The 24308-nt window shown below is 67.6% G+C and carries 21 protein-coding genes and 1 riboswitch; of the genes, 6 read left to right on the forward strand and 15 right to left on the reverse strand.

What is annotated here, in order from left to right; all coding sequences use genetic code 11:
- Positions 1-28: 28 nt before the first annotated feature.
- Both metF and AC10QF_RS08165 read right to left on the reverse strand, forming a co-directional pair.
- Positions 29-856, reverse strand: a complete 828-nt coding sequence (gene metF, locus AC10QF_RS08160; protein ID WP_005415304.1) for a methylenetetrahydrofolate reductase [NAD(P)H] — start codon at positions 854-856, stop codon at positions 29-31.
- A gap of 109 nt (positions 857-965) precedes the next feature.
- The gene (locus AC10QF_RS08165) at positions 966-2474 is read right to left on the reverse strand and encodes an amidohydrolase family protein (protein WP_069139509.1); all 1509 of its coding nucleotides are present in this window, start codon (positions 2472-2474) and stop codon (positions 966-968) included.
- 136 nt (positions 2475-2610) lie between these two features.
- Here AC10QF_RS08165 and AC10QF_RS08170 point away from each other — a divergent pair, with 136 nt between their 5' ends.
- The gene (locus AC10QF_RS08170; RefSeq protein WP_053498826.1) at positions 2611-3168 is read left to right on the forward strand and encodes a DUF3228 family protein; all 558 of its coding nucleotides are present in this window, start codon (positions 2611-2613) and stop codon (positions 3166-3168) included.
- A 75-nt stretch (positions 3169-3243) separates the two neighbouring features.
- On the opposite strand, the gene AC10QF_RS08175 is transcribed toward AC10QF_RS08170, so the two are convergent.
- From AC10QF_RS08175 to ahcY, 5 genes are all read right to left on the reverse strand, one after another.
- On the reverse strand, positions 3244-3729 hold the full coding sequence (locus AC10QF_RS08175) for a hypothetical protein (protein WP_005415307.1): 486 nt from the start codon (positions 3727-3729) through the stop codon (positions 3244-3246).
- The gene (gene ybaK, locus AC10QF_RS08180) at positions 3729-4202 is read right to left on the reverse strand and encodes a Cys-tRNA(Pro) deacylase (RefSeq protein WP_005415308.1); all 474 of its coding nucleotides are present in this window, start codon (positions 4200-4202) and stop codon (positions 3729-3731) included. The genes AC10QF_RS08175 and ybaK overlap by 1 nt, the downstream gene beginning before the upstream one ends.
- Before the next feature lie 110 nt (positions 4203-4312).
- A complete protein-coding gene (locus AC10QF_RS08185) occupies positions 4313-5653 on the reverse strand; it encodes a peptidoglycan-binding domain-containing protein (protein ID WP_235649826.1) in 1341 nt (446 codons plus the stop codon).
- A 49-nt stretch (positions 5654-5702) separates the two neighbouring features.
- Entirely contained in the window at positions 5703-6491 is a 789-nt protein-coding gene (locus AC10QF_RS08190; protein WP_005415310.1) for a lysozyme inhibitor LprI family protein, read from the reverse strand.
- A gap of 259 nt (positions 6492-6750) precedes the next feature.
- The gene (gene ahcY, locus AC10QF_RS08195; protein WP_033834449.1) at positions 6751-8196 is read right to left on the reverse strand and encodes an adenosylhomocysteinase; all 1446 of its coding nucleotides are present in this window, start codon (positions 8194-8196) and stop codon (positions 6751-6753) included.
- Between the two features lie 36 nt (positions 8197-8232).
- Positions 8233-8316, reverse strand: a riboswitch (S-adenosyl-L-homocysteine riboswitch).
- Between the two features lie 120 nt (positions 8317-8436).
- Between ahcY and AC10QF_RS08200 the strand changes: the two genes are divergently transcribed.
- The gene (locus tag AC10QF_RS08200; RefSeq protein ID WP_494542030.1) at positions 8437-10953 is read left to right on the forward strand and encodes a S9 family peptidase; all 2517 of its coding nucleotides are present in this window, start codon (positions 8437-8439) and stop codon (positions 10951-10953) included.
- 237 nt (positions 10954-11190) lie between these two features.
- Positions 11191-13902, forward strand: a complete 2712-nt coding sequence (gene ppc, locus AC10QF_RS08205; RefSeq protein ID WP_494542031.1) for a phosphoenolpyruvate carboxylase — start codon at positions 11191-11193, stop codon at positions 13900-13902.
- A gap of 101 nt (positions 13903-14003) precedes the next feature.
- On the opposite strand, the gene AC10QF_RS08210 is transcribed toward ppc, so the two are convergent.
- Complete coding sequence (locus AC10QF_RS08210) at positions 14004-14510, reverse strand: acyl-CoA thioesterase (RefSeq protein WP_005415314.1); 507 nt, start codon at positions 14508-14510, stop codon at positions 14004-14006.
- Positions 14511-14648: 138 nt separating this feature from the next.
- Positions 14649-15860, reverse strand: coding sequence for a methionine adenosyltransferase (metK, locus tag AC10QF_RS08215; RefSeq protein ID WP_069139514.1), 1212 nt, complete (start codon positions 15858-15860; stop codon positions 14649-14651).
- A gap of 337 nt (positions 15861-16197) precedes the next feature.
- Here metK and olsF point away from each other — a divergent pair, with 337 nt between their 5' ends.
- From olsF to AC10QF_RS08230, 3 genes are all read left to right on the forward strand, one after another.
- On the forward strand, positions 16198-17913 hold the full coding sequence (gene olsF, locus AC10QF_RS08220; protein ID WP_111128367.1) for a bifunctional ornithine lipid synthase OlsF: 1716 nt from the start codon (positions 16198-16200) through the stop codon (positions 17911-17913).
- Positions 17910-18710 (forward strand): UDP-2,3-diacylglucosamine diphosphatase, encoded by an 801-nt coding sequence (locus tag AC10QF_RS08225; RefSeq protein WP_005415316.1) that lies wholly within the window; start codon positions 17910-17912, stop codon positions 18708-18710. Before olsF ends, AC10QF_RS08225 begins: the two co-directional genes overlap by 4 nt.
- 119 nt (positions 18711-18829) lie before the next feature.
- Positions 18830-19861: a metal-dependent hydrolase gene (locus AC10QF_RS08230; protein WP_494542032.1), complete on the forward strand. Its 1032-nt coding sequence runs from the start codon at positions 18830-18832 to the stop codon at positions 19859-19861.
- A gap of 170 nt (positions 19862-20031) precedes the next feature.
- Here AC10QF_RS08230 and AC10QF_RS08235 read toward each other — a convergent pair whose 3' ends face one another.
- The 6 genes from AC10QF_RS08235 to AC10QF_RS08260 form a co-directional block, all read right to left on the reverse strand.
- Entirely contained in the window at positions 20032-20172 is a 141-nt protein-coding gene (locus AC10QF_RS08235) for a hypothetical protein (protein ID WP_494542033.1), read from the reverse strand.
- 359 nt (positions 20173-20531) lie between these two features.
- Positions 20532-20672: a hypothetical protein gene (locus tag AC10QF_RS08240; RefSeq protein ID WP_181452199.1), complete on the reverse strand. Its 141-nt coding sequence runs from the start codon at positions 20670-20672 to the stop codon at positions 20532-20534.
- Between the two features lie 33 nt (positions 20673-20705).
- Entirely contained in the window at positions 20706-21533 is an 828-nt protein-coding gene (locus AC10QF_RS08245) for a methyltransferase domain-containing protein (RefSeq protein WP_494542034.1), read from the reverse strand.
- A gap of 62 nt (positions 21534-21595) precedes the next feature.
- Complete coding sequence (gene dusB, locus AC10QF_RS08250) at positions 21596-22591, reverse strand: tRNA dihydrouridine synthase DusB (protein ID WP_053500098.1); 996 nt, start codon at positions 22589-22591, stop codon at positions 21596-21598.
- 147 nt (positions 22592-22738) lie between these two features.
- Positions 22739-23170, reverse strand: a complete 432-nt coding sequence (locus tag AC10QF_RS08255) for a hypothetical protein (protein ID WP_494542035.1) — start codon at positions 23168-23170, stop codon at positions 22739-22741.
- 149 nt (positions 23171-23319) lie between these two features.
- Entirely contained in the window at positions 23320-24285 is a 966-nt protein-coding gene (locus tag AC10QF_RS08260) for a ribokinase (protein WP_235647306.1), read from the reverse strand.
- Between the last annotated feature and the right edge of the window lie 23 nt (positions 24286-24308).

The following is a 24308-nucleotide window of genomic DNA, read 5'->3' on the forward strand; positions in this document are numbered from 1 at the left end:
GCGCCGATCGCGGTGGCATGGCGTGCTTTCAGCCGTGCAGCAGCTTCAGCACCGACGTGGTCGGCTTGGCCAGATTCAGGGTGTAGAAGTGCAGGCCCGGCGCGCCGCCCTCGACCAGGCGCTGGCACAGCCTGGCGACCACTTCGGTACCGAACGCCCGCACCGATTCGGCGTCATCGCCATAGGCCTGCATCTTGCGGCTGATCCAGCGCGGGATCTCCGCACCGCACTGCTCGGAGAAACGGCGCAGCTGGCTGAAGTTGGCGATCGGCATGATGCCGGGCGTGATCGGTACCTGTACGCCGAGCCGGCGCACGGCATCGACGAAGTGGAAGTACGCATCCGGGTTGTAGAAATACTGGGTGATCGCCGCGTCGGCGCCGGCATCGATCTTGGCCTTGAAGTGCTTCAGGTCGGCCAATGCATCGGAGGCCTGTGGGTGGGTCTCCGGGTAGGCACCTACCTCGATGCGGAACGCATCGCCGTGTTCGGCGCGGATGAACTCGATCAGCTCGGCGGCATAGCGCATGTCGCCGGGGAAGCCCATGCCGGAGGGCAGGTCGCCGCGCAGCGCGACCAGGCGATGGCAGCCGATGGCGCGGTACAGCTTGAGCAGTTCGCGGATTTCCTGGCGGGTGCCGCCGACACACGACAGATGCGGTGCGGCCTCGAAGCCATGGTGCTGGTTGAGATGGCGCACGGTCTCGGAGGTATAGCTCAGCGTCGAGCCACCAGCGCCGAAGGTACAGGACACGTACTCGGGGCCGTAGTCCTTCAGCTTGGCTGCGGCGCGATCCAGCTGGCTGCGCTGTTCATCGGTCTTGGGCGGATAGAACTCGAAGCTGATGGCAGTCATGGCACGGGCGGCGGCGGCGGGTGTGGATCAGTATATCGCTTCATCAAGATGGATGTGCGCGAATATGTGGAAGCGTGGCCGCTGCCGGGCGCTCGCGCGGGACAGGCTGCTACAGCTCAGCGCTGACCGGGCTGGTGATGAAGCCCCACAGCAGGCGCGCCATCACCGCCGGCGAGCGTGCCTGTGCACGGGCGTACGCCCACAGTGCGTCCAGGCGCGGGCGGTCGTACAAGTGCCCGGCCAGCAGCACGGCGTGGATGCGGCGCGTGTTGCCGGTGTCCAGCAGCGGATCGCCATCGAGCAACACCAGGTCGGCGGCCCGGCCGACCTCGACGCTGCCATGCGATGCCTGCAGCTGCAGATGACGCGCTGCCTGCAGCGTGGCCGTACGCAGCACGTCGGCCTGGCTCAGCCCCGCCTGCCGCAGCCACTGCAGTTCGTCGTGGTAACGCAGTCCACCCAGTCCGGTATCGGTGCCGACCAGTACGGTCACGCCAGCCCGATGGGCGGCGCCGGTGAGCGCCAGGCCATGGGTGAAGTAGGCCTTCAGCGCCTGTTCGCCGCGCGCGCCGGGATAGCGCGCCACGGTGGCCTTCAGATCGTCGCGCCATGCCCAGCGCGAGAGCGGATCCAGGTAGGCCAGGCGCGGGTCGTCGACGAACGCCGGATCGCGCGCGCGTGCATCCTCTTCGCGGGTGACATGGGTCGGTACGAACGCCGCACCGCTGGCCTGCATCAGGTCGAACGCCTGGGCGCAGAGGGCGGGCTGGTAGTCACCCACCATGGCTTCGGCGAGCGCGGTCGGGTTCCCGTCATCGAGCGAGCCTTCGCGCCAGGCGGCGGCACTGTCCACGCAATGGCGCACGAACAGATGGCCGTGCTCGAAGCTGCGCTGGCCCGCGTGCAATGCGGCTTCCAGCGGGACCGCCCTGGGCAGGTGTCCGACCAGGGGCAGATGCAGCTGCCGCGCTTCGCTGGCCAGCCGCTGGTAGGTCTCGGCGCGAAGGCGGTTGTAGACCTTGAACGCATCGACGCCGCGTGCGCGGTACGCGTGTGCACGTTCGCCCGCTGCATCCGGCGTCAGCGCCGGGTCCTCAAAATAGAAGCTGGCGATCTGTACGAAGCGCGGTGCAACCTGCTGCCCGGCAATGGCCTGTGCGGTCCAGCGGCGCTTGTCGGCCACGCAGGCGATCAGCGGATCGGTGGCCTGTGGGCAGTCCATCATGTCGCGGGTACCGGTGATGCCGTTGGCCAGCATCAACGGAAACTGCAGTTGCGGTGACAGCTGCAGTGCATGGGTGTGCATGTCCCAGAAACCGGGCAGCAGCCAGCGTCCGCCCGCATCGAGAACCGGCAACGTGGTCTCCGGCGGGTCTTCACCGATGGCGGTGATGGTGCCGTTGCGCACGGTCACCGTGGTGGGTTCGCTGGCCTGGCCGCGGGCGATGTCCACCACGCGTGCGTTGACGATCACGTGACTGTTGCCGGGGTGGGGCAGCGGTGGTTCAGACAGCGGCCAGAGCAGGGCGGCGGTGAACAACAGGGGGGGGACCAGCAGGAGCACGGCCAGCACGCGCGGCCAGCGGCGACGACGGGCGGAGCGGGGTAGTGCATCCATGAACCGGCAATCCTTGCATGGGGTCGCCTGCAGGGTGCGCCAACATGGGTGCCGATGCCAGTGACCATCGGCATCCCGCCCTCCATGCCGCGTGGGCAGGTACCCTGTGCAGCGGATTCCCTGATCACGCCGCGCCATGTCCATCGTTCTCACCGATTTCGCCCGTCCCCGCCTGTTCCCGCGCGTACCGCGTGGCAACACGATCCAGGACTGCACTGCCGAGCAGTTCGAAGCGCACCTCAACGCGCACGCGCCGATGAAGGTACTGGACGGCTATGCGCCGTTCTGCAAACTGTTCGTCTACGAGAACTGGACCAGCACGCGCTGCCTGACCGTGCCGATCACCGAGGCCAACCGCCATCTGCTGCGCAGTGGTTACGAGGCACGCAATCGCGACGAACTGCCGGTGCTGGTGCGCTGGTTCGAGGGCGTGGAGTCGCCGCGTGCGAACTATCTGGTGGTGATCCTGTACAGCGCCGAGCAACTGGCGAAGGAAGGCTCGCCGATCGAGGCCGACTGGGGCATCGTCGGCTGTATCTATACCGCCGAGCCGGAAGAGGTGCCGATGGCGCCGATCACGATGATGCGCAATGCGCTGGGCGTGGAAGAGGGCGGTTCCGGCGTGCCGTTGGACCGCGAGGCCTACCGGCGTTCTGTCGAGTTCTGGGAGAGCAACGCGAACTGGCGGCCGTGAGCGATATTGGTCATCCACGCATCGCGTGAGTGTACGGACCGCAGTAGAGCCACGCCATGCTTGGCTGCCTGGCCTTCAGGCAGCTTTCCATTCCCACCACGGGTAGTGGTACTCGCGGTCGATGGCCTGCCAATGCTGGCCGCAGTGCATGCAGGCAACGTTGTGGCAATCGCCCCAACCATCCTCGGCCTCCTGCAACGCGAGCAGCTGCATCTGCCCTTGTTCGATCAGGCGGCGCGGATCGAAGAACGGGTAGCCGGGATTGAGCGCGCACAGGCAGCCTGCGTGTGCCTGCCAGTGACGCAGCCGTTTCAGGGCCGCCTCCAGATGCGCCTGGTTGCTGATCAGCATGCCGCCGAGGGTGATGCCGTGGCAGCTGCGTTCAATCAGGTCCACATGCGCGGCCAATGCGTCCAGCGACGGTGCACTGAACAGTCGTGCGACGATGCGGGCGGCGTCGGTGATGCGCGTCGCGTCGCGCGACAGCAGGTCCTGCAGCAGCACATCGGCCTGCGCGTCTTCCAGCCTGGGCGGCGGTGCCGCAGACCACGGCCAGCGCATCAGCGTGCCTTGCCGATGGCAGCGTAGTGGCCGGCGGTCAGGCGCAGCAGGTCGGCCGGCGCCAGTTCCACTTCCAGGCCACGGCGGCCGGCGCTGACGTGCAGCGTGGGCAACACCTGCGCGCTGGCATCCAGGAACGTGCGCAGGCGCTTCTTCTGCCCCAGCGGGCTGATGCCGCCGACCAGGTAGCCGGTCGCACGCTGCGCGGCGTCGGCGGCGGCCATCTCGCACTTCTTGCAGCCGGCCGCTTCGGCCAGCGCCTTCAGGTCCAGGTGGCCGGCCACCGGCACGATCGCCACCAGCAGTTCATGTGCTTCAGTGCTGGCCAGCAGGGTCTTGAAGACCTGGGCCGGGTCGAGGCCGAGCTTGTCGACGGCTTCGCCGCCATACGATTCGGCGTGGGCGTCGTGCACATAGCTGCGCACGGTGTGGGCGATCTTCTCGCGCTTGAGCAGGTTGATGGCCGGGGTCATGGACGCATCCTAGCGCGGGGCAGGGGCGTTGCCTTGACCGAGACTCGCGCGTCAACGCAGAACGGGCGCCCGAAGGCGCCCGTCCCGGCTGCGATCGGCTGCATCCAGCATCAGCGCGACATCGACTGCTGCGTCTGCATCTGTTCCTGGGTCTGCCGCTGCGACAGTTCGTTGTCCAGGGCCTGGCTCTGCCGCGTGCTGTCCTGCAGATTGTGGTTCACCGCCTGCGACAGGTCGACGTAGGTGCGATGCATGGCGGGATCGCCGAGCTGGCCCTGCACCGCGAACACGCCCTGGTTGTCCGGCCGCGCCAGCACGGTATCGACCTGGCTCATGCCGGCCAACTTTGACTCGTAAGCCACCTGGCCTGCGGCGTTCTCGAGCTGGCTGCGGTCATTGAACAGCGGCGACAGGCCGCCCTGGCGCCGCTGTTCTTCCAGTGCTTCCAGCTTTTCCACGACCTGCTGGTAACGCGGGTTGTCGGCGTGGCCCGGGGTGGCCATGGTCGGTTCGGCAGCCGGTGCGCGCTGCTGCGTGGCCGCATCCAGTGCGGCCAGGGTAGTGCCGCCAGCCTTGCCGTCTACGGTGAGGTGGTGATCCCGCTGGAACTGCTTGACCGCTTCCAGGGTGCCGGGACCGAAATCGCCATCGGCCACCAGCGGCTTGCCGTCCTTGCCCAGATAGCCCAGGTCGGACAGCTTCTGCTGCATGGCCTGCACCTCATCGCCCTTGCTGCCGTTGACCAGCACGCCGTTGCCCGCAGGCGTGCCCGGTGACCCGTGCGAGGGAGCATGGGTGGGGGTGATGCCGATCTGGACCATGGCCCGGTCGAAGCGCTCATCGCGGCTGGCTACGGCGGCCTGCGACTGGATGCCGTATTTGGTGGCATCGACGAAGTTCTGCACGTCGCCGCGCGTCGGCGGATTGCCGGCCTGGACCGTGCCGCCCTGCAGCTTTTCCGCATTGCCGGCCAGATAGCTGATGAACTGCGGGCCCATGCTGCCGAACTGGTTGTCATAGTCCGCCATGGCCAACTGCAACTCCGGGTTGGCGGCGATGGCATCGGCCGCGGCCGGATTGGTTGCACGCACCTTGGCGATGGCCTGATCGACACGCTCGATGGCGCTGTCCAGCTTGGCGTTGGTGAGCTCGTCCATCCTGGCCTGCGGAATGGCCTGCAACTTGGCGTCGAGCGCCGCCAGCTGCTGGGTGCTCAAGCCGCCCTGCTGGGACAACAGTGCGATGTCACCATCGGTGAAGCCGTTGTCGCGCAGGAAGCGCCTGGCCTGCGGATTGCCGCCGACATCGAACTGCACCAGCCCGAACGAATAGGTGCTTGCGCCTTTCTGTGCGTATGAGAAGTGGTCCAGGTGGCGGGTGTCGCCGCCCAGCTCGGTGTTGAGGAACAGCGTGGACAGCTGTTCGCGCGTAAGGGTGGAATCCGTTGCCATGGTCATCGTCCTTCAATGAGAGAAAAGCGCCGGGCGTGCCCGGCGATTGTCAGCCGGCGCAGTGCTGCTGGGTGAAGCCGAGCAGCTGGCGGATAGCCTGGGTGCCGTAAGCAGCCGGCGCCGGTTCGAGGGCGAACTGGCCAACCATCTGGTTGCTGCACAGCTGTACGGTGCGCCTGCCGGCGGAGGTTTCCTGGGTGCAGTTGGCTGCGAGCAGGGCGTTGGCACCGCCGCCCATGTTCGTGGCGGCCGTGCAGCCCAGCAGGCGACCTTCCTGGCCGTTCTCACCCAGCAGCGTGTTGAAGTTAGCCAGCTGGCTGTTGGGATCGCGCAACACCAGCAGGTCCACGCACTGCTGCTGGCCGTCAGGGGCTTCGCATGCATCCTGATCGACCAGGCCGTCACGCGTAGCGGACAGCACCTTGAGGCGATCGGCGTACACCTGCCGCAGGCACTGTGCATCGGTGCACAGGTCGCGGGTGTGCTCCTGCCAGCGCTGCTGTTCGGCGTGCAGCTTGCTCTGCCCTGCTGCATCGAGCGTGGCCTGTGCGGCAGTGACCGCCTTGCCCATGTCCGCATCCAGGCCGGTCAGGGTCGGGTCCTTGCAGACCAGGGTCTGTGCCGGCGACGCTGCATCGGCGCAACCAGCGCTCGTGTCGGCAACCGTGGCGGGCGCGTCGGCGGCCTTGCCTGCGGGGCTGGCCTGTCCGCTGGCCGCAGCCGGAGCCGTAGCGCCGGCGTCGCCGGCAGGTGGGGTGCAGGCGGCCAGCAGGGCCACCCAGCACAGGGTCATCAGGGGCTTCATGGCCCGGTTCAGTCGTTCACGGTTGCGCGGCATGTCCTGTCCTTTGGTGTCTGCGTCCCGGCGCATGGCCTGCCGTTGGCAGCCCACGCGGGCGTAAAGCCTAGCAAGCAGCTTCTTAGTGCTCCGTGACAGGGTGCGCGGATCAGTTGCCGGGTGCCGCAACGCAGAACGGGCGCCCGAAGGCGCCCGTCCTGTCTGCATCCGTTGCCGGGGGCAGAGCCCTTTCATGCGGAAAGGGATCCGACCCGGCGTACGCCGGTAGTGCCGGCCGCTGGCCGGCACCCCACAGGCATCAGTAGCGGTAGTGGTCCGGCTTGAACGGGCCTTCCACCGGCACGCCGATGTAGTCGGCCTGTTCCTGGCTCAGGGTGGTCAGCTTCACGCCGATCTTCTCCAGGTGCAGGCGGGCCACTTCTTCGTCCAGCTTCTTCGGCAGCAGGTAGACCTTCTTCTCGTAACTGTCCTTGTTCGCCCACAGGTCGATCTGTGCCAGGGTCTGGTTGGCAAAGCTGTTGGACATCACGAAGCTCGGGTGGCCGGTGGCGCAGCCCAGGTTCACCAGGCGGCCTTCGGCCAGCAGGAAGATCGCGTTGCCGTTCGGGAAGATGTACTTGTCCACCTGCGGCTTGATGTTGACGTGCTTGATGCCCGGGTAGGACACCAGTGCGTCGACCTGGATCTCGTTGTCGAAGTGGCCGATGTTGCAGACGATGGCCTGGTCCTTCATCGCGCTCAGGTGCTCGATGCGGATGATGTCGCGGTTGCCGGTGGTGGTGACGTACAGGTCGGCACGGCCCAGGGTCGATTCGATGGTGTTGACTTCATAGCCTTCCATCGCCGCCTGCAGGGCGCAGATCGGGTCGATCTCGGTGACGATCACGCGCGCGCCGTAGGCACGCAGCGAGGCCGCGCAGCCCTTGCCGACGTCGCCGTAGCCGCAGACCACGGCCACCTTGCCGGCCAGCATCACGTCCATCGCGCGCTTCAGGCCGTCGGCCAGCGACTCGCGGCAGCCGTACAGGTTGTCGAACTTGCTCTTGGTGACCGAGTCGTTGACGTTGATCGCTGGGATCAGCAGGGTGCCGGCCTGGGCCAGCTGGTACAGGCGGTGCACGCCGGTGGTGGTCTCTTCGGAGACGCCCTTCCAGTCCTTGACCACGCGGCCCCAGTAACCCGGGCGCTCCTTGGCCACGCGCTTGAGCAGGTTCTTGATGACCTGTTCTTCGTGCGAGGCGGACGCGGTGTTGACCCAGTCGCTGCCGTTTTCCAGCTCGTAGCCCTTGTGGATCAGCAGGGTCACGTCACCGCCGTCGTCGACCACCAGTTCCGGGCCGGTCAGGGTGCCGTCGGCCAGGGTGAAGGTCAGCGCGTCCAGGGTGCAGTCCCAGTACTCTTCCAGGGTCTCGCCCTTCCAGGCGAACACCGGGGTGCCGGTGGCGGCGATGGCGGCAGCCGCGTGGTCCTGGGTCGAGAAGATGTTGCACGAGGCCCAGCGCACATCGGCGCCGATGTCCTTCAGGGTCTCGATCAGCACTGCGGTCTGGATGGTCATGTGCAGCGAGCCGGTCACGCGCACGCCCTTCAGCGGCAGCTCGGCCTGGTACTTGCGGCGGATCGACATCAGGCCCGGCATTTCGTGCTCGGCGATGTCCAGTTCCTTGCGGCCCCAGTCGGCCAGCGTGATATCGCGGATCTTGTAATCACCTTCGGTGGAGAAGGTCTTGGCAACAGCGTTCATTCGTGTGCTCCGGTTGTGGGCGAGCGGATGCTCGCATCTAGCCGGGCGCCGTTGTTACAAAGCCACCTTACCGAGCCTGGCCGGGCCTCGTGGGATCCGGTCGCAGCGCCCCTCGGCAGGGGAGAACCCCCATTATATCGCGGCCCCAGCGTGACATCGGCATGACCCAACCATCGGCAGATGGGGCCACGTGCACGGCCTGTTAAGGTCGGAGTTTTCACGCATCACACAGGTGGAACGATGAGCATGCACGCGCGCCGCACACGGCGCTGGACCGGCCTGGTCCTGTCGATGGGGCTGCTGGCGGTGGCCCCGCTGGCCTGGGCGGCCGCCTCGCAGCCAACTCCGGCGCAGGCGCAGGGCGTCAATGGCTACGAACTGCCATCGGCTGCACTGCAGGCAGTGGTCGACGCCCCGCGCGCGCCGTCGCTGTTCCTGTCGCCGCGCCGCGACGTGGCCGCGATGATGCAGATGCCGTCGCTGCCGTCGATCCAGGTGGTGGCGCAGCCGGAACTGAAGCTGGCCGGCCTGCGCATCAACCCGCGCACGTTCTCCGACAGCCGCTTCAGCTTCGGTGAGAAGCTGTGGTTGATGAACGTGGCCGATGGCAAGGAGCGGCAGATCAGTGGCCTGCCGGCCACGCTGTCGATCGCCAGTGTGATGTGGTCGCCGGACCAGAAGTGGCTGGCCTTCAACCAGGTCGACGCCGCCAGCGGCGCCAATGAACTGTGGCTGGTGGATGTGGCCGGTGGCAGCGCCCGCCGCCTGGTTGCCGGCCTGAACACGGTGATCGGCAGCGGCTACCAGTGGCTGCCGGACAGCCGCGGGCTGGTGGTGTTCACCCGCCCCGCCAACCTGGGGCCGGCCCCGGCCGCCGACGGCGTCCCGACCGGCCCTGCCGTGCAGCAGACCAGCCAGGGTGGCGGCGTGGTGTCGATCCGTACCTATCAGGACCTGCTGAAGAACGAAGCCGACGCCCGCCAGTTCGATTACTACGCGACTACCCAGCCGATGGAAGTCGGCCTGGATGGCAGTACCCGCGCGATCGGTGCGGCCGGCATCTTCATGGGCTTCTCGGTGTCGCCTGACGGCCGCTTCGTGCTGCGCCAGCCGGTGCAGCGTCCGTACTCCTACGTGGTGCCGGTAAGCAGTTTTCCGCGCCGCATTGAAGTGATCGAGCGTGCCAGCGGCAAGCTGGTGCACACCGTCGCCGTTCGCCCGCTGGTGGAAGGGCTGCCGACCGGCAACGATGCCGAAGTGACCGGCGTGCGCGACATCAGCTGGCGCGGTGATGCCGACGCCACCCTGGTCTGGGCCGAAGCGCAGGACGGCGGCGACCCGAACAGGGAGGCCAGGGTGCGCGATGCGGTGCTGATGCAGGCCGCGCCGTTCGACAAACCGCCGGTCACCCTGGCCCAGCTTGGCAGCCGCCTGGCCGGCATCAGCTGGGGCCGCGGTGACCTGGCCCTGCTGACCGAATCGTGGTGGAAGACCCGCAGGACCAAGACCTGGCTGATCGCCCCGGACAACGCCGGTGCCGAGCCGCGCCTGCTGTGGGATCGTGACGCGCAGGACCGCTATGCCGATCCGGGCCGGCCGCTGCTGGCCAGTGACGAGCGGGGTCGTTCGCTGCTGCAGACCAGCCCCGATGGCAGCAGCCTGTACCTGGCCGGTGCCGGTGCTTCGCCGGAAGGCGACCGTCCGTTCGTGGACCGCTTCGACATCGCCACGGGCAAGGCAACGCGCCTGTTCCACTCGCAGGCGCCGAGCTATTCGCTGCCGGTGGCGTTGCTGGACGACCAGGCCAGCTCGCTGCTGCTGAGCCGCGAGAGCCCGGATGAGCCGGCCAACTTCTACGTGCAGTCGCTGGCCGATGCCGGTGCTGCACCGCGCGCGCTGACCCATTTCGCGCACCCGCTGCCGCAGTTGAAGGGCGTGCAGAAGGAGCAGATCCGCTACAAGCGCAAGGATGGGGTCGACCTGACCGCGACCCTGCTGCTGCCGCCGGGCTACGACCCCAAGCGCGACGGCCCGCGGCCGCTGCTGATGTGGGCCTACCCGGGTGAGTTCAAGAGCGCGGCTGCGGCCAGCCAGGTGACCGATTCGCCGTACCGCTTCAACGCGGTCAGCTACTGGGGCCCGCAGGCGTTCCTGGCCAAGGGCTATGTGGTGCTGGCCAGCCCGTCGATGCCGATCATCGGTGAGGGCGACAAGGAGCCAAACGACACCTACATCGAACAGCTGGTGGCCAACGCGCAGGCAGCGGTGGATGAGGTGGTGCGCCGAGGCGTGACCGATCGCGATCACATCGCCATCGGCGGCCATTCCTATGGTGCGTTCATGACGGCCAACCTGCTGGCACACACCCGCCTGTTCAAGGCCGGCATCGCGCGCAGCGGTGCCTACAACCGCACGCTTACTCCGTTCGGTTTCCAGGCCGAGGAGCGCAACTACTGGCAGGCGCAGGACGTCTACCAGAAGATGGCGCCGTTCAATTACGCCGACAGGATCAAGGATCCGATCCTGTTCATCCACGGCGTGGACGACAACAACTCCGGCACGTTCCCGATCCAGAGCGAGCGCATGTTCGCCGCGGTGAAGGGCCTGGGTGGCACCGCGCGGCTGGTGATGCTGCCCAACGAATCGCATGCCTACCGGGCACGCGAATCGATCATGACCATGCTGGCCGAAAGCGAGCGCTGGCTGGAGCAGACCATCGGCCCGGCCGAGCAGGGCAAGGCGAAGAAGAAGCGCTGATACCTGCATGAGGGCGGCCCCTGTAACAGGGGCCGCCTGTGCGGCTGCGCCGCCGCCCGAGCATGGGCTCGGGCGCTACACAGTGTCACGCGCCACGACGCTTGTAGAGCCGAGCCCATGCTCGGCTGCGTCCGCCAGGGATGCGTGCAGATGAAACCATTTTTGCATCGCAGCACGCTGCCCGTTCTGGTTTAGGCTTGGGGTCTGGATCCGTTGACCGAGGCCTGTGCGTCGCCGATGAACGAGTACCGCAGCAGCATCGAGTTTGCTTCCCCCGATCTTCCGCTTCGCGATGACGTGCGCCGGCTCGGCGCACTGGTCGGCGACCTGCTGGTGGAACAGGTATCGGCCGCGTTCCTCGACGATGTCGAAGAGGTACGTACCCGCGCCATCGCCCGCCGCGAGAACCAGGCGCCGCTGTCGGAGCTGGCCGAAGGGCTGGCCGGGCGCACGCCGCAGCAGGCCGAGACCATGGTGCGGGCCTTCAGCACCTACTTCCAGGTGGTCAACATTGCCGAGCGCGTGCATCGCATCCGCCGCCGCCGTGACTACCAGCGTGCCGGTACCGCAGGGGCGCAGCCCGACGGCCTGCAGGATGCGCTGCAGCACCTGAAGGCGCAGGGCGTGGGCCTGGACGAGCTGGCGCAGTGGCTGCCGCGCATCGACATCGAACCGGTGTTTACCGCGCACCCGACCGAAGCGGTGCGCCGCGCGCTGCTGGAGAAAGAGCAGCTGATGGTGGCCAGCCTGGTCGACAACCTCGACGGCCAGCGCACGCCGGGGGAAGCGGCCGCCGATGCTGCGCGCTTCCGCATGGCGCTGACCGCGTCGTGGCAGACCACTGATTCCTCGCCGGTGCGGCCCACCGTCGATGACGAGCGCGAGCACGTCGGCTTCTATCTGGTGCAGGTGCTGTACCGCGTGATTCCGGTGCTGTACGAATCGCTGCAGCAGGCGCTGCGCGATACCTATGGTGAAGAGCTGCCACTGCCGCGCCTGCTGCGCTTCGGTACGTGGGTGGGCGGGGACATGGACGGCAACCCGAACGTGGATGCCCACACCATCCGCACTACGCTGGATGCGCAGCGGCAGGCGGTACTGGCGCGCTATCAGAAGGAACTGCTGCAGCTGGCCAGCCTGCTCAGCCAGTCCACCGAGCGGGTGGGCGTGAGCGATGCGCTGCAGGCGCGCGTGGCGCACTACCAGCAGCTGCTGCCGCAGGTACAGTCGCGCCCGCGCCATGCCGACATGCCCTACCGCCTGCTCAACGATCGCATGCGCGCGCGCCTGCAGGCCACGCTGGAAGACGGCGAGGGCGCTTACGCCGGCCCGGATGAACTGATCGACGACCTGCAGCTGATCCTCGACAGTTTGCGCGCCAATCGCGGCGAACACGCTGGCGGCTTCGCCGTGCAGCGGCTGTTGTGGCGGGTGAAGACGTTCGGCTTCCATCTGGCGCGGCTGGATGTGCGCCAGGAATCGAGCGTGCATGCGCGTGCGCTGGCCACGGTGCTGGGCAGTGACGTAGCGTGGGACGATCTCGATGCCGTGGGGCGTGCGCGCCTGCTGGCGCCGCATGCGAGTGGTGACACGCCGTTGCCGAAGGGCGACGACGAAGGCAACCAGCGGCTCGATGCGGTGTTTGCCGCGCTGGCTGATGCACGCGCACGCCATGGCGGCGATGCACTGGGCAGTTACATCATTTCGATGGCGCACGACCGCAGCGACGTGCTGGCGGTGCTGGCGCTGGCGCGGCGTGGTGGCCTGGTCGATGCCGATGGCGGCGTGCCGCTCGATATCGCGCCGCTGTTTGAAACTGTGGACGACCTAAAGCGCGGCACCGCCACGCTGCGCGACCTGCTGGAGGATCCGGTGTACCGCGCGCACCTGCGTGCACGCGATGATGTTCAGATGGTGATGCTGGGCTATTCGGACAGCAGCAAGGATGGTGGCATTGCTGCTTCGCGTTGGGGCCTTCAGCGCGCGCAGGTGGAACTGCTGGAGGTGGCGGCCGAGGCCGGCATCCGCCTGACCTTCTTCCATGGCCGGGGCGGCTCGATCAGCCGTGGTGGTGGCAAGACCACCCACGCCGTGGATGCGTCGCCACGCGGCAGCATCGATGGCCGCCTGCGGGTGACCGAGCAGGGCGAAGTGATCCATCGCAAATATGGCATCCGCGCGCTGGCCCTGCGCTCGCTGGAACAGGCCACCGGTGCGGTGCTGCGCGCCAGCCTGCGTCCGCGTGCCGCCGAGCCGCGCGAGGACGCGTGGCGGCCGGTGATGGATGCGGTGGCTGCGGCCAGCAGCGAGGTGTATCGCGCGTTCGTCGGCCAGCCCGGTTTCATGGATTACTTCCGTACCGCCACACCGATCGACGTGATCGAGCGGATGACGCTGGGTTCGCGGCCGTCGCGCCGGCTCGGCCAGGACGCAGCGCTGGGCAACCTGCGTGCGATTCCCTGGGTGTTCGCCTGGAGCCAGGCGCGTGCGGTGATTCCCGGCTGGTACGGCGTGGGCAGTGGCCTGCAGGCCGCGGTCGATGCCGGCCACGAACAGACCCTGCGCGATATGGCGCGGGACTGGCCGTTCTTCCGTACCTTCCTGGATGACATCGCGATGGTGCTGTCCAAGGGCGATATCACCATCGCCGAGCAGTTCTCGCTGTTGTCGGGTGAACTGCACGGGCGCTTCTTCCCACAGGTGCAGCGCGAACTGGAGCTCACGCGGCGCTGGCTGCTGGCGTTGATGGACCAGAAGACGCTGCTGGACCACGACGCGCGGCTGGCGCTGTCGATCCGCCTGCGCAATCCCTACGTCGATCCGATCAGCGTGCTGCAGGTGGATCTGCTGCAGCGCTGGCGGGCCAGCGGGCGCGAGGATGACGATCTGCTGCGCGCGCTGGTGGCGTGCGTGAACGGCGTTTCGCAGGGTGTGCAGAACACCGGTTGATCCGCATCCACCGGGCATGGCCCGGCGAATTCGAAAGGGTAGTGCCGGCCGCTGGCCGGCAACTGCGGCCTCGGTGGGTGCGGGGCTTGCCCCGCACGTCCTTATTCTTCCGGCGACGGCGGGTTCGACGCGAGCAGTTCCAGGTGGCGCTGTTCCATTTCCTGGCGCAGCTGGCGGCGGATCTGTGCTGCGGCCTGGCGGCGCTTTTCGTCGGACGTTGCCGGCTGCAAGGGCGGGACAGGCGTCGGCCGGCCTTCTTCATCCACTGCGACCATCGTGAAGAAGCAGCTGTTGGCGTGGCGCACGCTGCGCTTGAGGATGTCCTCAGCCACCACCTTGATGCCGATCTCCATCGATGAGGTGCCGGTGTAGTTCACCGAGGCCAGGAAGGTGACCAGCTCGCCCACCGCGATGGGCTGGCGGAACATCACCTGGTCCACCGACAGGGTGACCACGTAGCTGCCGGCATAGCGGCTGGCGCAGGCGTAGGCCACCTGGTCAAGCAGGCGCAGGATGGCGCCACCATGGACCTTGCCGGAGAAATTGGCCATTTCCGGCGACATCAGCACGGTCATGGACAGCTGGTGGGTTTTCAGTTCAGTCGACATGCGGCGATTGTATCGGCAACCGGTAGTGCCGGCCGCTGGCCGGCAACCACGCGGTTGTTCCCGGAGGCCATGAAAAAGCCGGCCAGCGGCCGGCTCTACCAGAAGCAGAAGGGCCGCTTGCGCGGCCCTTCGTGTTGCTTACTTCAGCTTCGCATCGGCGCGCAGGGCGGCGGCGCGGTCGGTCTTCTCCCAGGAGAAGGCCGTGGCGTTGACGGTCTCGCCTTCGCCGTTGAGGTAGCTGAACTCCTTCGGCTTGCGGCCGAAGTGGCCATAGGCCGCGGTCTGCTGGTACATCGGGTGGATCAGGTCCAGCATCTTGATGATGCCGTACGGGCGCAGGTCGAAGTGCTTGCGGATCAGCTTCTCGATCTTGTCGTCGCTGATCTTGCCGGTGCCGAAGGTGGTGACCGAGATCGAGGTCGGCTCAGCCACGCCGATGGCGTAGGAGACCTGCACTTCGCAACGGTCGGCCAGGCCGGCGGCAACCACGTTCTTGGCGACGTAGCGGGCCGCGTAGGCGGCCGAACGGTCGACCTTGGACGGGTCCTTGCCGGAGAAAGCACCACCACCGTGACGGGCCCAGCCGCCGTAGGTGTCGACGATGATCTTGCGGCCGGTCAGGCCGCAGTCGCCCACCGGGCCGCCGATCTCGAACTTGCCGGTCGGGTTGATGTGGAACTTGGTGCCCTTGTGCAGCCACTTGCCCGGCAGCACCGGCTTGATGATCTCTTCGCGGACGGCCTCGATGAGGTCCTTCTGCTTGATGCCCGGGGCGTGCTGGGTCGACAGGACCACGGCGTCGATGGCCGAGACCACGCCGTTTTCATAGCGCAGGGTGACCTGGCTCTTGGCGTCCGGGCGCAGCCACGACAGCGGCGAGTTCTTCTTCTTGCGGATCTTGGCCTGCTGCTCGACCAGGCGGTGCGACAGGTGGATCGCGGCCGGCATGTAGCTGTCGGTCTCGTTGGTGGCATAGCCGAACATCAGGCCCTGGTCGCCAGCGCCCATTTCTTCCGGCTTCTTGCGGTCCACGCCCTGGGCGATGTGCGGCGACTGCTTGCCGATCAGGTTCAGCACGCCGCAGGTGGCGCCGTCGAAGCCGACGTCGGAGCTGTCGTAACCGATGTCCGTGATGACCTTGCGGGTCAGCGCTTCCAGGTCGATCCAGGCGCTGGTGGTGATTTCACCGGCCACGATGGCAACGCCGGTCTTGACCATGGTCTCGCAGGCCACGCGGGCGCGCTGGTCCTGGGTCAGGATCGCGTCCAGCACCGCATCGGAGATCTGGTCGGCAACCTTGTCCGGATGGCCTTCGGAGACCGACTCGGAGGTGAAGAGATAGCTGGACATCAGGCGTAATATCCCTTGATTCGGATGGAAAGATGGGCGCGCATGATACACGGGGTGCGCCGCCTGTGCATTGTGAACCGGTACCGGTTGCCGGTGGTTAAGCCCGCGTAGGCCCGGCAGGGGCCGTCACGACGGGATTGGGGGCCAGCCTCGAGGCCCAGTGTTCCACCAGCGTGACAACAACAGACGGGGCTGCCCAACCCCCGACCGCGCAGGCCGCGACCCGGCCGTCAAGGGGGCCGGCCGTCATCGTTCTGCCCCGAAACCGCCATCTGGCTGCCGCCTGCCGGGCGCAGGCTGTCGGCCAATCCGGCCGCCGGGCATCAGTGGATCCGCCATGCAGGAACTCGAACAGCGTCTCCAGCAACGTTTCCCCGATTGGTTCCATGGCCGTCGCGGCCAATTGGCGCGGCCGTTGCTGCGCAGCGTCGGCCGCTGGTCGCGCCTGGACCAGATCGAAGCCTTCCTGCAGCGCAGCTCAGGCCTGCGCGGCTTCGGTTTCGTCGCCGCCGGCCTGGAGTTCATCGGCGGCCAGTACCAGGTGGATCCGGCCGCGCTGGCGAAGATTCCGGCCACCGGCCGCCTGCTGATCGTCGCCAACCACCCTTCCGGGGCTCTGGACGCACTGGCCCTGCTGGACGCGGTCGGCCGTATCCGCCGCGATGTGCGGATCGTGGCCAACGACCTGCTGGGGGCGATCGCGCCGCTGCAGGATCTGCTGTTGCCGGTGCGCATCCTGGGCGGCAAGGCGCAGCGCGGCAGCCTGCATGCGGTGGAGCAGGCGTTGGCCGCCGAGCAGTGTGTGATCGTGTTCCCGGCTGGCGAGGTCTCGCGCCTGTCGCTGCGCGGCATCCGCGATGGCCGCTGGCAGCGGGGGTTTGTCCGCTTTGCCCGCGCGGCCGGCGCGCCGGTGCTGCCGGTGCGGGTGGAAGCGCGCAACTCGGCACTATTCTATGGCGCCTCGACCCTGTTCAAGCCGGCCGGTACCGCGCTGCTGGCACGCGAGATGTTCACCCGTCGTGGCCGCCCGCTGCGGCTGAGCATCGGCGAGCCGATGCGGCTGGGCGACGGCGGCGACCCGGGTGCCCAACTGCTGGCGGTACGTCGCGCACTCTATGCGCTGGGCCGCAATGGCGCGGCCGGCAATGCCGCTGCCTGCGCGGGCCCTGAGCCGCTGGCCGCCCCGCTGCCACCTTCGCAGGTCGCCGCCGGCATCGCTGCCGCCACCCAGCTGGGCCAGACCGCCGACGGCAAGCAGATCCTGCTGGCCACCTGCACTGCCGATTCGCCACTGCTGCTGGAACTGGGCCGCCTGCGCGAACTGACCTTCCGCCAGGTGGGTGAGGGCACCGGCCGCAGCCGTGACCTCGACAACTACGACCCGCAGTACGAGCACATCGTGATCTGGGACGCCGCCGCGCAGCGCATCGCTGGCGCGTACCGGATCATGCGTGGTGCCCACGCGTTGGCCCGGCACGGCCTGTCCGGCCTCTACAGTGCGTCGTTGTTCCGCTATTCCGACGACGCCATCAGCCACATCGCCGAAGGCCTGGAACTGGGCCGCAGCTTCGTGGTGCCCGACTACTGGGGCAGCCGCAGCCTGGATTACCTGTGGCAGGGCATCGGTGCCTACCTGCAGTGCCGGCCGGGGATCCGCTACCTGTTCGGCGCGGTGTCGATCAGTGCGGCGCTGCCGCGCGATGCGCGCGAGCAGCTGGTGGCGTACTACCAGCGCTATTACAGCGGCACCGCCGGCATGGCCGAATCGAACCGGCCGTTCCAGTACTTCGCCGCACCGCCCAGTTTCGGTGAGCTGGATGCAGGCGCCGCGTTCGACGTGCTCAAGGCCAATCTGGCTGCACTCGGTACCGGCGTACCCACGCTGTATCGCCAGTACACCGATCTGTGCGAACCGGGCGGCGCGCGCTTCCTCGCCTTCGGGGTGGATCCGGACTTCAGCGATTCGATCGACGGCCTGATCGAGGTGGATCTGTGTGCGATCCGGCCGAACAAGCGCAAACGTTACCTGCGCGACGCGGGGACGCCGGCATGAGCACGCTGGCGAACCTGTCGCCGCACCGGCGCGCAGTGTTCGTCTCCGACGTGCACCTGGGATCACGTCACTGCCATGCCACCGAGCTGGCGCGCTTTCTCTCGCAGCTGCGCTGTGAACGGCTGTACCTGGTCGGCGACATCATCGACCTGTGGTGGATGGCGCACCGCCGTGCCAACTGGCGGCAGTCGCACAGCGAGGTCATCCAGGCGCTGCACGCATTGCGTCGCGCTGGCACCGAGATCATCTACATCCCCGGCAACCACGATGCATCGCTGCGCCAGGTGTGCGGGCTGATGCTGCCGGCGATGCAGGTGCGCCGCCGCGCCATCCACGTGACCGCCGATGGCCGCCGGCTGCTGGTCGCGCACGGCGACGACTACGACGGCGTGACCCACTTCGGCGGCCTGCAGGAAAAGTTCGGTGACTGGCTGTATTACCGCATCCTCACCGGCAACCAGGCATTGAACGCGGTGCGCCGCCAGCTTGGCATGCGCTACTGGTCGCTGTCGGAGTTCCTGAAGAAGCGCAGTGGTGCGGCTGAACGCTACATCGAGCGCTTCGTGCAGGCCGGCCTGGACGACGTGCGCCGGCGCGGCCTGGACGGCATCGTCTGCGGGCATATCCACCGCGCCGCGCTGGTCGAACGCGATGGCCTGGTCTATGCCAACGATGGGGATTGGGTGGAAAGCCTGACCGCGCTGGTCGAAGACCACGACGGCGCGCTGCGCCTGCTGGACCACAACGGCCAGACGCTGGTGGAGCTGCCGGGCGCGCGGTTGTCGCAGGCGGCATAGCCCGCGTGTGTCCCGCTGTAGAGCCGAGTCCATGCTCGGCTGTCGTTACGCGCAACGAAGAGCAGCAGAGCATGGGCTCGGCTCTACATACACCGCGCGCAAGCCGCTAGCATCGGCCCATGGATTCATTGACCCAGATCGTGCTCGGTGGCGCCGTCGCTGCTGCCATCGCTCCGCCCGGCCATCGCCGCGCGGCCCTGCTGGCCGGTGTCGCGCTCGGCACCCTGCCGGACCTCGACGCCCTGTGGCTTGGCTTCACTGCGGCCGACCCGGTGGCGAACATGACCGAACACCGCAGCTTCAGCCATTCGCTGCTGGTGCTGCCCTGGGTGGCCGCACTGATCTGGTGGTTGTTCAAGCGCTTCGGCAATGGTCGCGTCGCGCAGTCACCGCTGCGCTGGTTCTGGGCGATCCAGCTGGCGCTGGTTACCCATCCCTTGCTGGATGCGTTCACCGTCTACGGTACCCAGTTGTGGTGGCCGCTGCGGCCACACCCAACCATGGGCTCCAGCGTCTTCATCATCGACCCTGGCTACACGGTGTGGCTGCTGCTGGGCTGCGTGCTGGCCTGGTTCGGTCGTGCGCGGCCCTGGGCGGGCAAGGTGCTGGGCGCGGCGTTGCTGTTCAGCAGTGGCTACCTGGGCTGGGGGCTGATCGCCAAGGCGCAGGTCGATCGGGCCGCCCAGCAGAGCCTGGCGGCGATGGGCCTGGGTGACGCGCCGCGCTTCTCGGTGCCGATGCCGTTCAATACGCTGCTGTGGCGGGTGGTGGCGATGACGCCCAATGGCTACGTGGTGGGTGATCGCTCACTGGTGGCCGACCATGGGCCGATGCGGTTCGAAGGCCGTCCGTCCAACGTGCAGGCACTGCGCGAAGCGTCTTCAATTCCCGCCGTGCAGCGGCTGCAGTGGTTCAACCGAGGTTTCATGCGTGCGCAGGTGGTGGACGGCCGGCTGGTGCTGAGTGACCTGCGCATGGGGCTGGAGCCGGACTACACCTTCAACTTCGTGGTGGCTGAGCAGGCCGACGGGCAGTGGCGGCCGATAACACCCGAGCAGGTGCGAGTGGATTACAGCAGCCCGGCCGCGCGCGCCGACGCAGGTCGCCGGCTGGCCGCGATGTGGCAGCGGATCTGGCATGCGCCCGAGTAGATCCACGCCCTGCGTGGATGGCGGGACATCGGCGGTGGCAGCCACGCATGGCGTGGCTCTACTGCGTCGATCAGCGCCCGCAGCCGGTGCCGTTGAGTAGATCCACGCCATGCGTGGATGAAGGGACATCGGCGCTGGCAGCCACGCATGGCGTGGCTCTACTGCGTCGATCAGCGCCCGCAGCCGGTGCCGTTGAGCAGATCCACGCCCTGCGTGGATGAAGGGACATCGGCGCTGGCAGCCACGCGTGGCGTGGCTCTACTGCGTCGATCAGCGCCCGCAGCCGGTGCCGTTGAGTAGATCCACGTCATGCGTGGATGAAGGGACATCGGCGGTGGCAGCCACGCATGGCGTGGCTCTACTGCGTCGATCAGCGCCCGCAGCCGGTGCCGTTGAGTAGATCCACGCCATGCGTGGATGAAGGGACATCGGCGGTGGCAGCCACGCATGGCGTGGCTCTACTGCGTCGATCAGCGCCCGCAGCCGGTGCCGTTGAGCAGATCCACGCCATGCGTGGATGAAGGGACATCGGCGCTGGCAGCCACGCATGGCGTGGCTCTACTGCATCGATCAGCGCCCGCAGCCGGTGCCGTTGAGCAGATCCACGCCCTGCGTGGATGAAGGGACATCGGCGCTGGCAGCCACGCGTGGCGTGGCTCTACTGCATCGATCAGCGCCCGCAGCCGGTGCCGTTGAGCAGATCCACGCCCTGCGTGGATGAAGGGACATCGGCGCTGGCAGCCACGCGTGGCGTGGCTCTACTGCGTCGATCAGCGCCCGCAGCCGGCGTCGTTGAGTAGATCCACGCCATGCGTGGATACGGGAGCATTGGTGCCGCGTCGGCTCAATACACCGTCGCGCGGCCCTGAACGAACGAATAGAAGAACACTGCATTCGGGTCGTTCTGCACCAGCCGGAACTCGCGGCGCATGCCTTCCACGGTTTCCTCGTCCACCGAGCCGGCCTGCAGCAGCTGGTCGGCCGCCGACAGCAGCAGCTGCTCCCAGAACGCGATCATGGTCTTGCGACGGGCAGGCTCGCGGTTGTCCAGGTGGATGGTCTTGATCTCGGTATGCACGTCGCGGAAGCCGCCGGCCAGCAGCAGGTTGCCCAGCTTGGCGCCGACGAACGGGTCGCCACCGTGGTCGTACTGGAAGTCGTTGAAGGCCATCCAGTAGCGCCAGATGTGCGGCGAGTACGGATCAAGCAGGAACGAGGCATTCATCACCTCGGTGATGTAGACCGGTGAACCCGGCGCCAGCACGCGGCGCACTTCACTCAACACGCGTGCCGGTGACGGAACGTGTTCCAGCACCCAGCACAGGAAGGCCGAATCGAAGCTGCGCGCCTCGAACGGCAGTTCGCCGGCATCGGCCTGCTGCAGGGTGTAACGGTCGCTGCACGACGGGGTGCGCGCCAGGTTCTCGCGCGCGGTGGCCAGCTGGGTCTCGCTCAGGTCCACGCCGGTCACGTGCAGCTCGGGGAAGCGGCGCAGCAGGATCTCGGTCTGCGCACCCACGCCGCTGCCGACTTCCAGCAGGCGCCGTGCACCGCTGTAGTCGATCTGGCCGAAGATACTCGATTCCAGCAGGCGCGCCTGGGTCATCAGGCGCTGCTGTTCGGTGCCGGAAAACCCGTGCAGGTAGGTCGGAGAGGAAATCGGCGGGGTCATGGGGCGGGCTCTCGGAGTTCAATTCGGTCGAGCAGGCTCGACGTTGCGACGCGGCAGGGCGGTCAGGCTGCCGAAGACAGCGCCGGTTCCCCGTCAATCAAGCGGTCGAAGTACTCGGTGGTCAGCGCGATCTGGCTCTGCGGATCCTCCGCGCGGTTGACCACCGCACGGAAGGCGGCGTTCTCCGGCCGGTCCTTGGCATACCAGCCCAGGTGCTTGCGCGCGATGCGCACGCCCTGCGGTTCGCCATAGAAGGCATGCAGTGCGTGCAGGTGGCCAAGCAGGATGTCGCGCACTTCGGCCAGCGACGGTGGCGGCAGTTCCTGGCCGGTGGCCAGGTAATGCGCCACTTCGCGGAAGATCCACGGCCGGCCCTGTGCGGAACGGCCGATCATCACCGCGTCCACGCCGGTTTCCTTCAAAACGTGGGCAGCCTTCTGCGGCGAATCGATATCGCCGTTGGCGATCACCGGAATGCGCAGGGCGGCCTTGATCTCACCGATGGTGGCGTACTCGGCCTGGCCGGTGTAATGCTGGTCGCGGGTGCGGCCGTGCACGGCCAGTGCAGCGATACCGCTGTCCTCGGCGATGCGCGCGATCAGCGGGCCATTGCGGTGGTCACAGTCCCAACCGGTGCGGATCTTCAGCGTGACCGGCACGTCCACCGCGTTGACCACGGCTTCGAGGATGCGCGCCACCAACTGCTCGTCGCGCATCAGCGCCGAGCCGGCCCAGGCGTTGCACACCTTCTTGGCCGGGCAGCCCATGTTGATGTCGATGATCTGCGCGCCGTGGTCGACGTTGTAGCGCGCCGCCTCGGCCAGCTGCTGCGGCTCGGTACCGGCGATCTGCACGCTGATCGGCGCCGGCTCGCCCTCATGGTCCATGCGGTGGATCGACTTGCGCGTGTTCCAGAAGCGCGGGTCGCTGATGGTCATTTCCGAGGCGGCCAGGCCCGCGCCCAGCCGTTTGCACAGCAGGCGGAAAGGCTTGTCGGTGACGCCGGCCATGGGCGCCAGCACGACGTTGGGGGCGATGGTGTACGGGCCGATCTGCATGCGCCCATTGTAGGGCGCGGGCGGCGGTACGGCCGTGTCGGGTACGGTCCGGTTCAGGCCGATCGGCACCGACCTCATGCCGTACCGGCATCAGCAGATGCTTGACGGTTGCTTCCGTCGCCCCCAAGGGCGGGCGATGGTGGCCGGCTAACCCAGGCTCTGCCAGGCCTGGCGGGTACCCAGGGCGAAGGCCAGCCCCAGGCCCAGGCAGGCCAGCGAACTGACCACCCAGAAGCGCCGGCCGTTGTAGCCGGGTCGCAGCAGCGCCAGGCCGAAGCCCGTCGCGGCGCGCAGCAGCAGCAAGGCAGCGATGGCGGGCAGGACCAGGCGGCTGGCCGGCAGCGGCGAATGCCAGCCCGCGGCGGCCAGTGCGTACAGGGTCCAGGCCACCAGCACGGCCGTGATGCCGACGGTCATCAACGGTGGCCACCAGTGCCCCGCATGCGCGAGCCGGACCACGCGCTGGCCGGCACCGAAGTATCTGTACCACGCGGCGCCGAAGGCGATGCAGCCGATATGCAGCAGCGCCGCAGCGGCACTGCCTGCGGCCGCGACCAGCAACCAGGGGAATCCGTCCATGTCCTGCCCGTGCAAGGAAGCTGCGCGGATGGTGGGCGAGGGGCAGGATGTGGACAATGCGACAGGCAGTCGCAGGGACCGGGTAATGGGCAAAAGAAAGGCCCAGGTGCCTGTGCACCCGGGCCTTGTCATCCACACGTGGCGTGGAATTACTTGGCTTCGGCGTCGGCCGGGGTGAAGCGCGGCATCGCCGCTGCAGCGCCTTCCTTCTCGGTTGAACGGCCGGCGAACTGGTTGGCGAAGCGCACGTGGCGGGCGAACGGGGCATCGGCCACCTGCGCCAGCGACGCGGCCAGCGCACCGTTGAAGGCGTCACCGGCACCGGTGGTGTCGATGGCCTGCACCTGCTCGGCGCCGACGCGGTAGTACGGCTGGGTATCGCCGCGCAGGTTCTCGTCGGCATGCGAGACGAACACGCCCACCGAACCCAGGGTCACCACCACGGTACCGTTGCCGACCAGCTTGCGGCAGAGCGCATGCAGGCTGGCGCCATCCAGCGCGGCGACATCGTTGGCATCCACGCGCTCACCGACATGGCGGCCGAGCAGGGCGGCGAACTCGGTCTCGTTCGGGGTGATCACATCGGCCAGCTTGAGCAGGCCAATGGTCGAGGGCGCGTCGGCCGGTGCGGTGTTGAGCACGGTGGTGACACCGGCCTCGCGGGCCGTGGCCAGCGCCGCTTCGATGGTCTGCACCGGCGATTCCAGCTGTACCAGCACCACCTTGGCGCCGGTCAGCAATGCCTGCTGCTGTTGCAGGAAGTCGGTGCTGAGCGCGGCGTTGGCGCCCGGGCCGATCACGATGGTGTTACGGCCGCGCGCGTCCACATAGATGCCCGCAGTGCCGGTCGGCTCGCTGCTGGCTTCGGCAATCAGGCCAAAGCCATCGTGCGCGGCCAGTTCGCGTGCGGTGGCGCCGCCGGCGTCATCGCCCAGCGCGCACACGAAGTGCGTCTCAGCGCCGGCGCGGCAGGCGGCCACGGCCTGGTTGAAGCCCTTGCCTCCCGGGCCGGTGCTGTAGCGGCCGGCAATGGTCGCACCCGGTGCCGGCAGCGACTCGCACCGCCACACGTGATCGACATTGAAGGAACCGACGACAACGACACTGCTGCTCATAGGAAATCTTTTCTCAACCAGGG

Source organism: Stenotrophomonas maltophilia complex sp. Om-AH-Sm3, assembly GCF_059337855.1.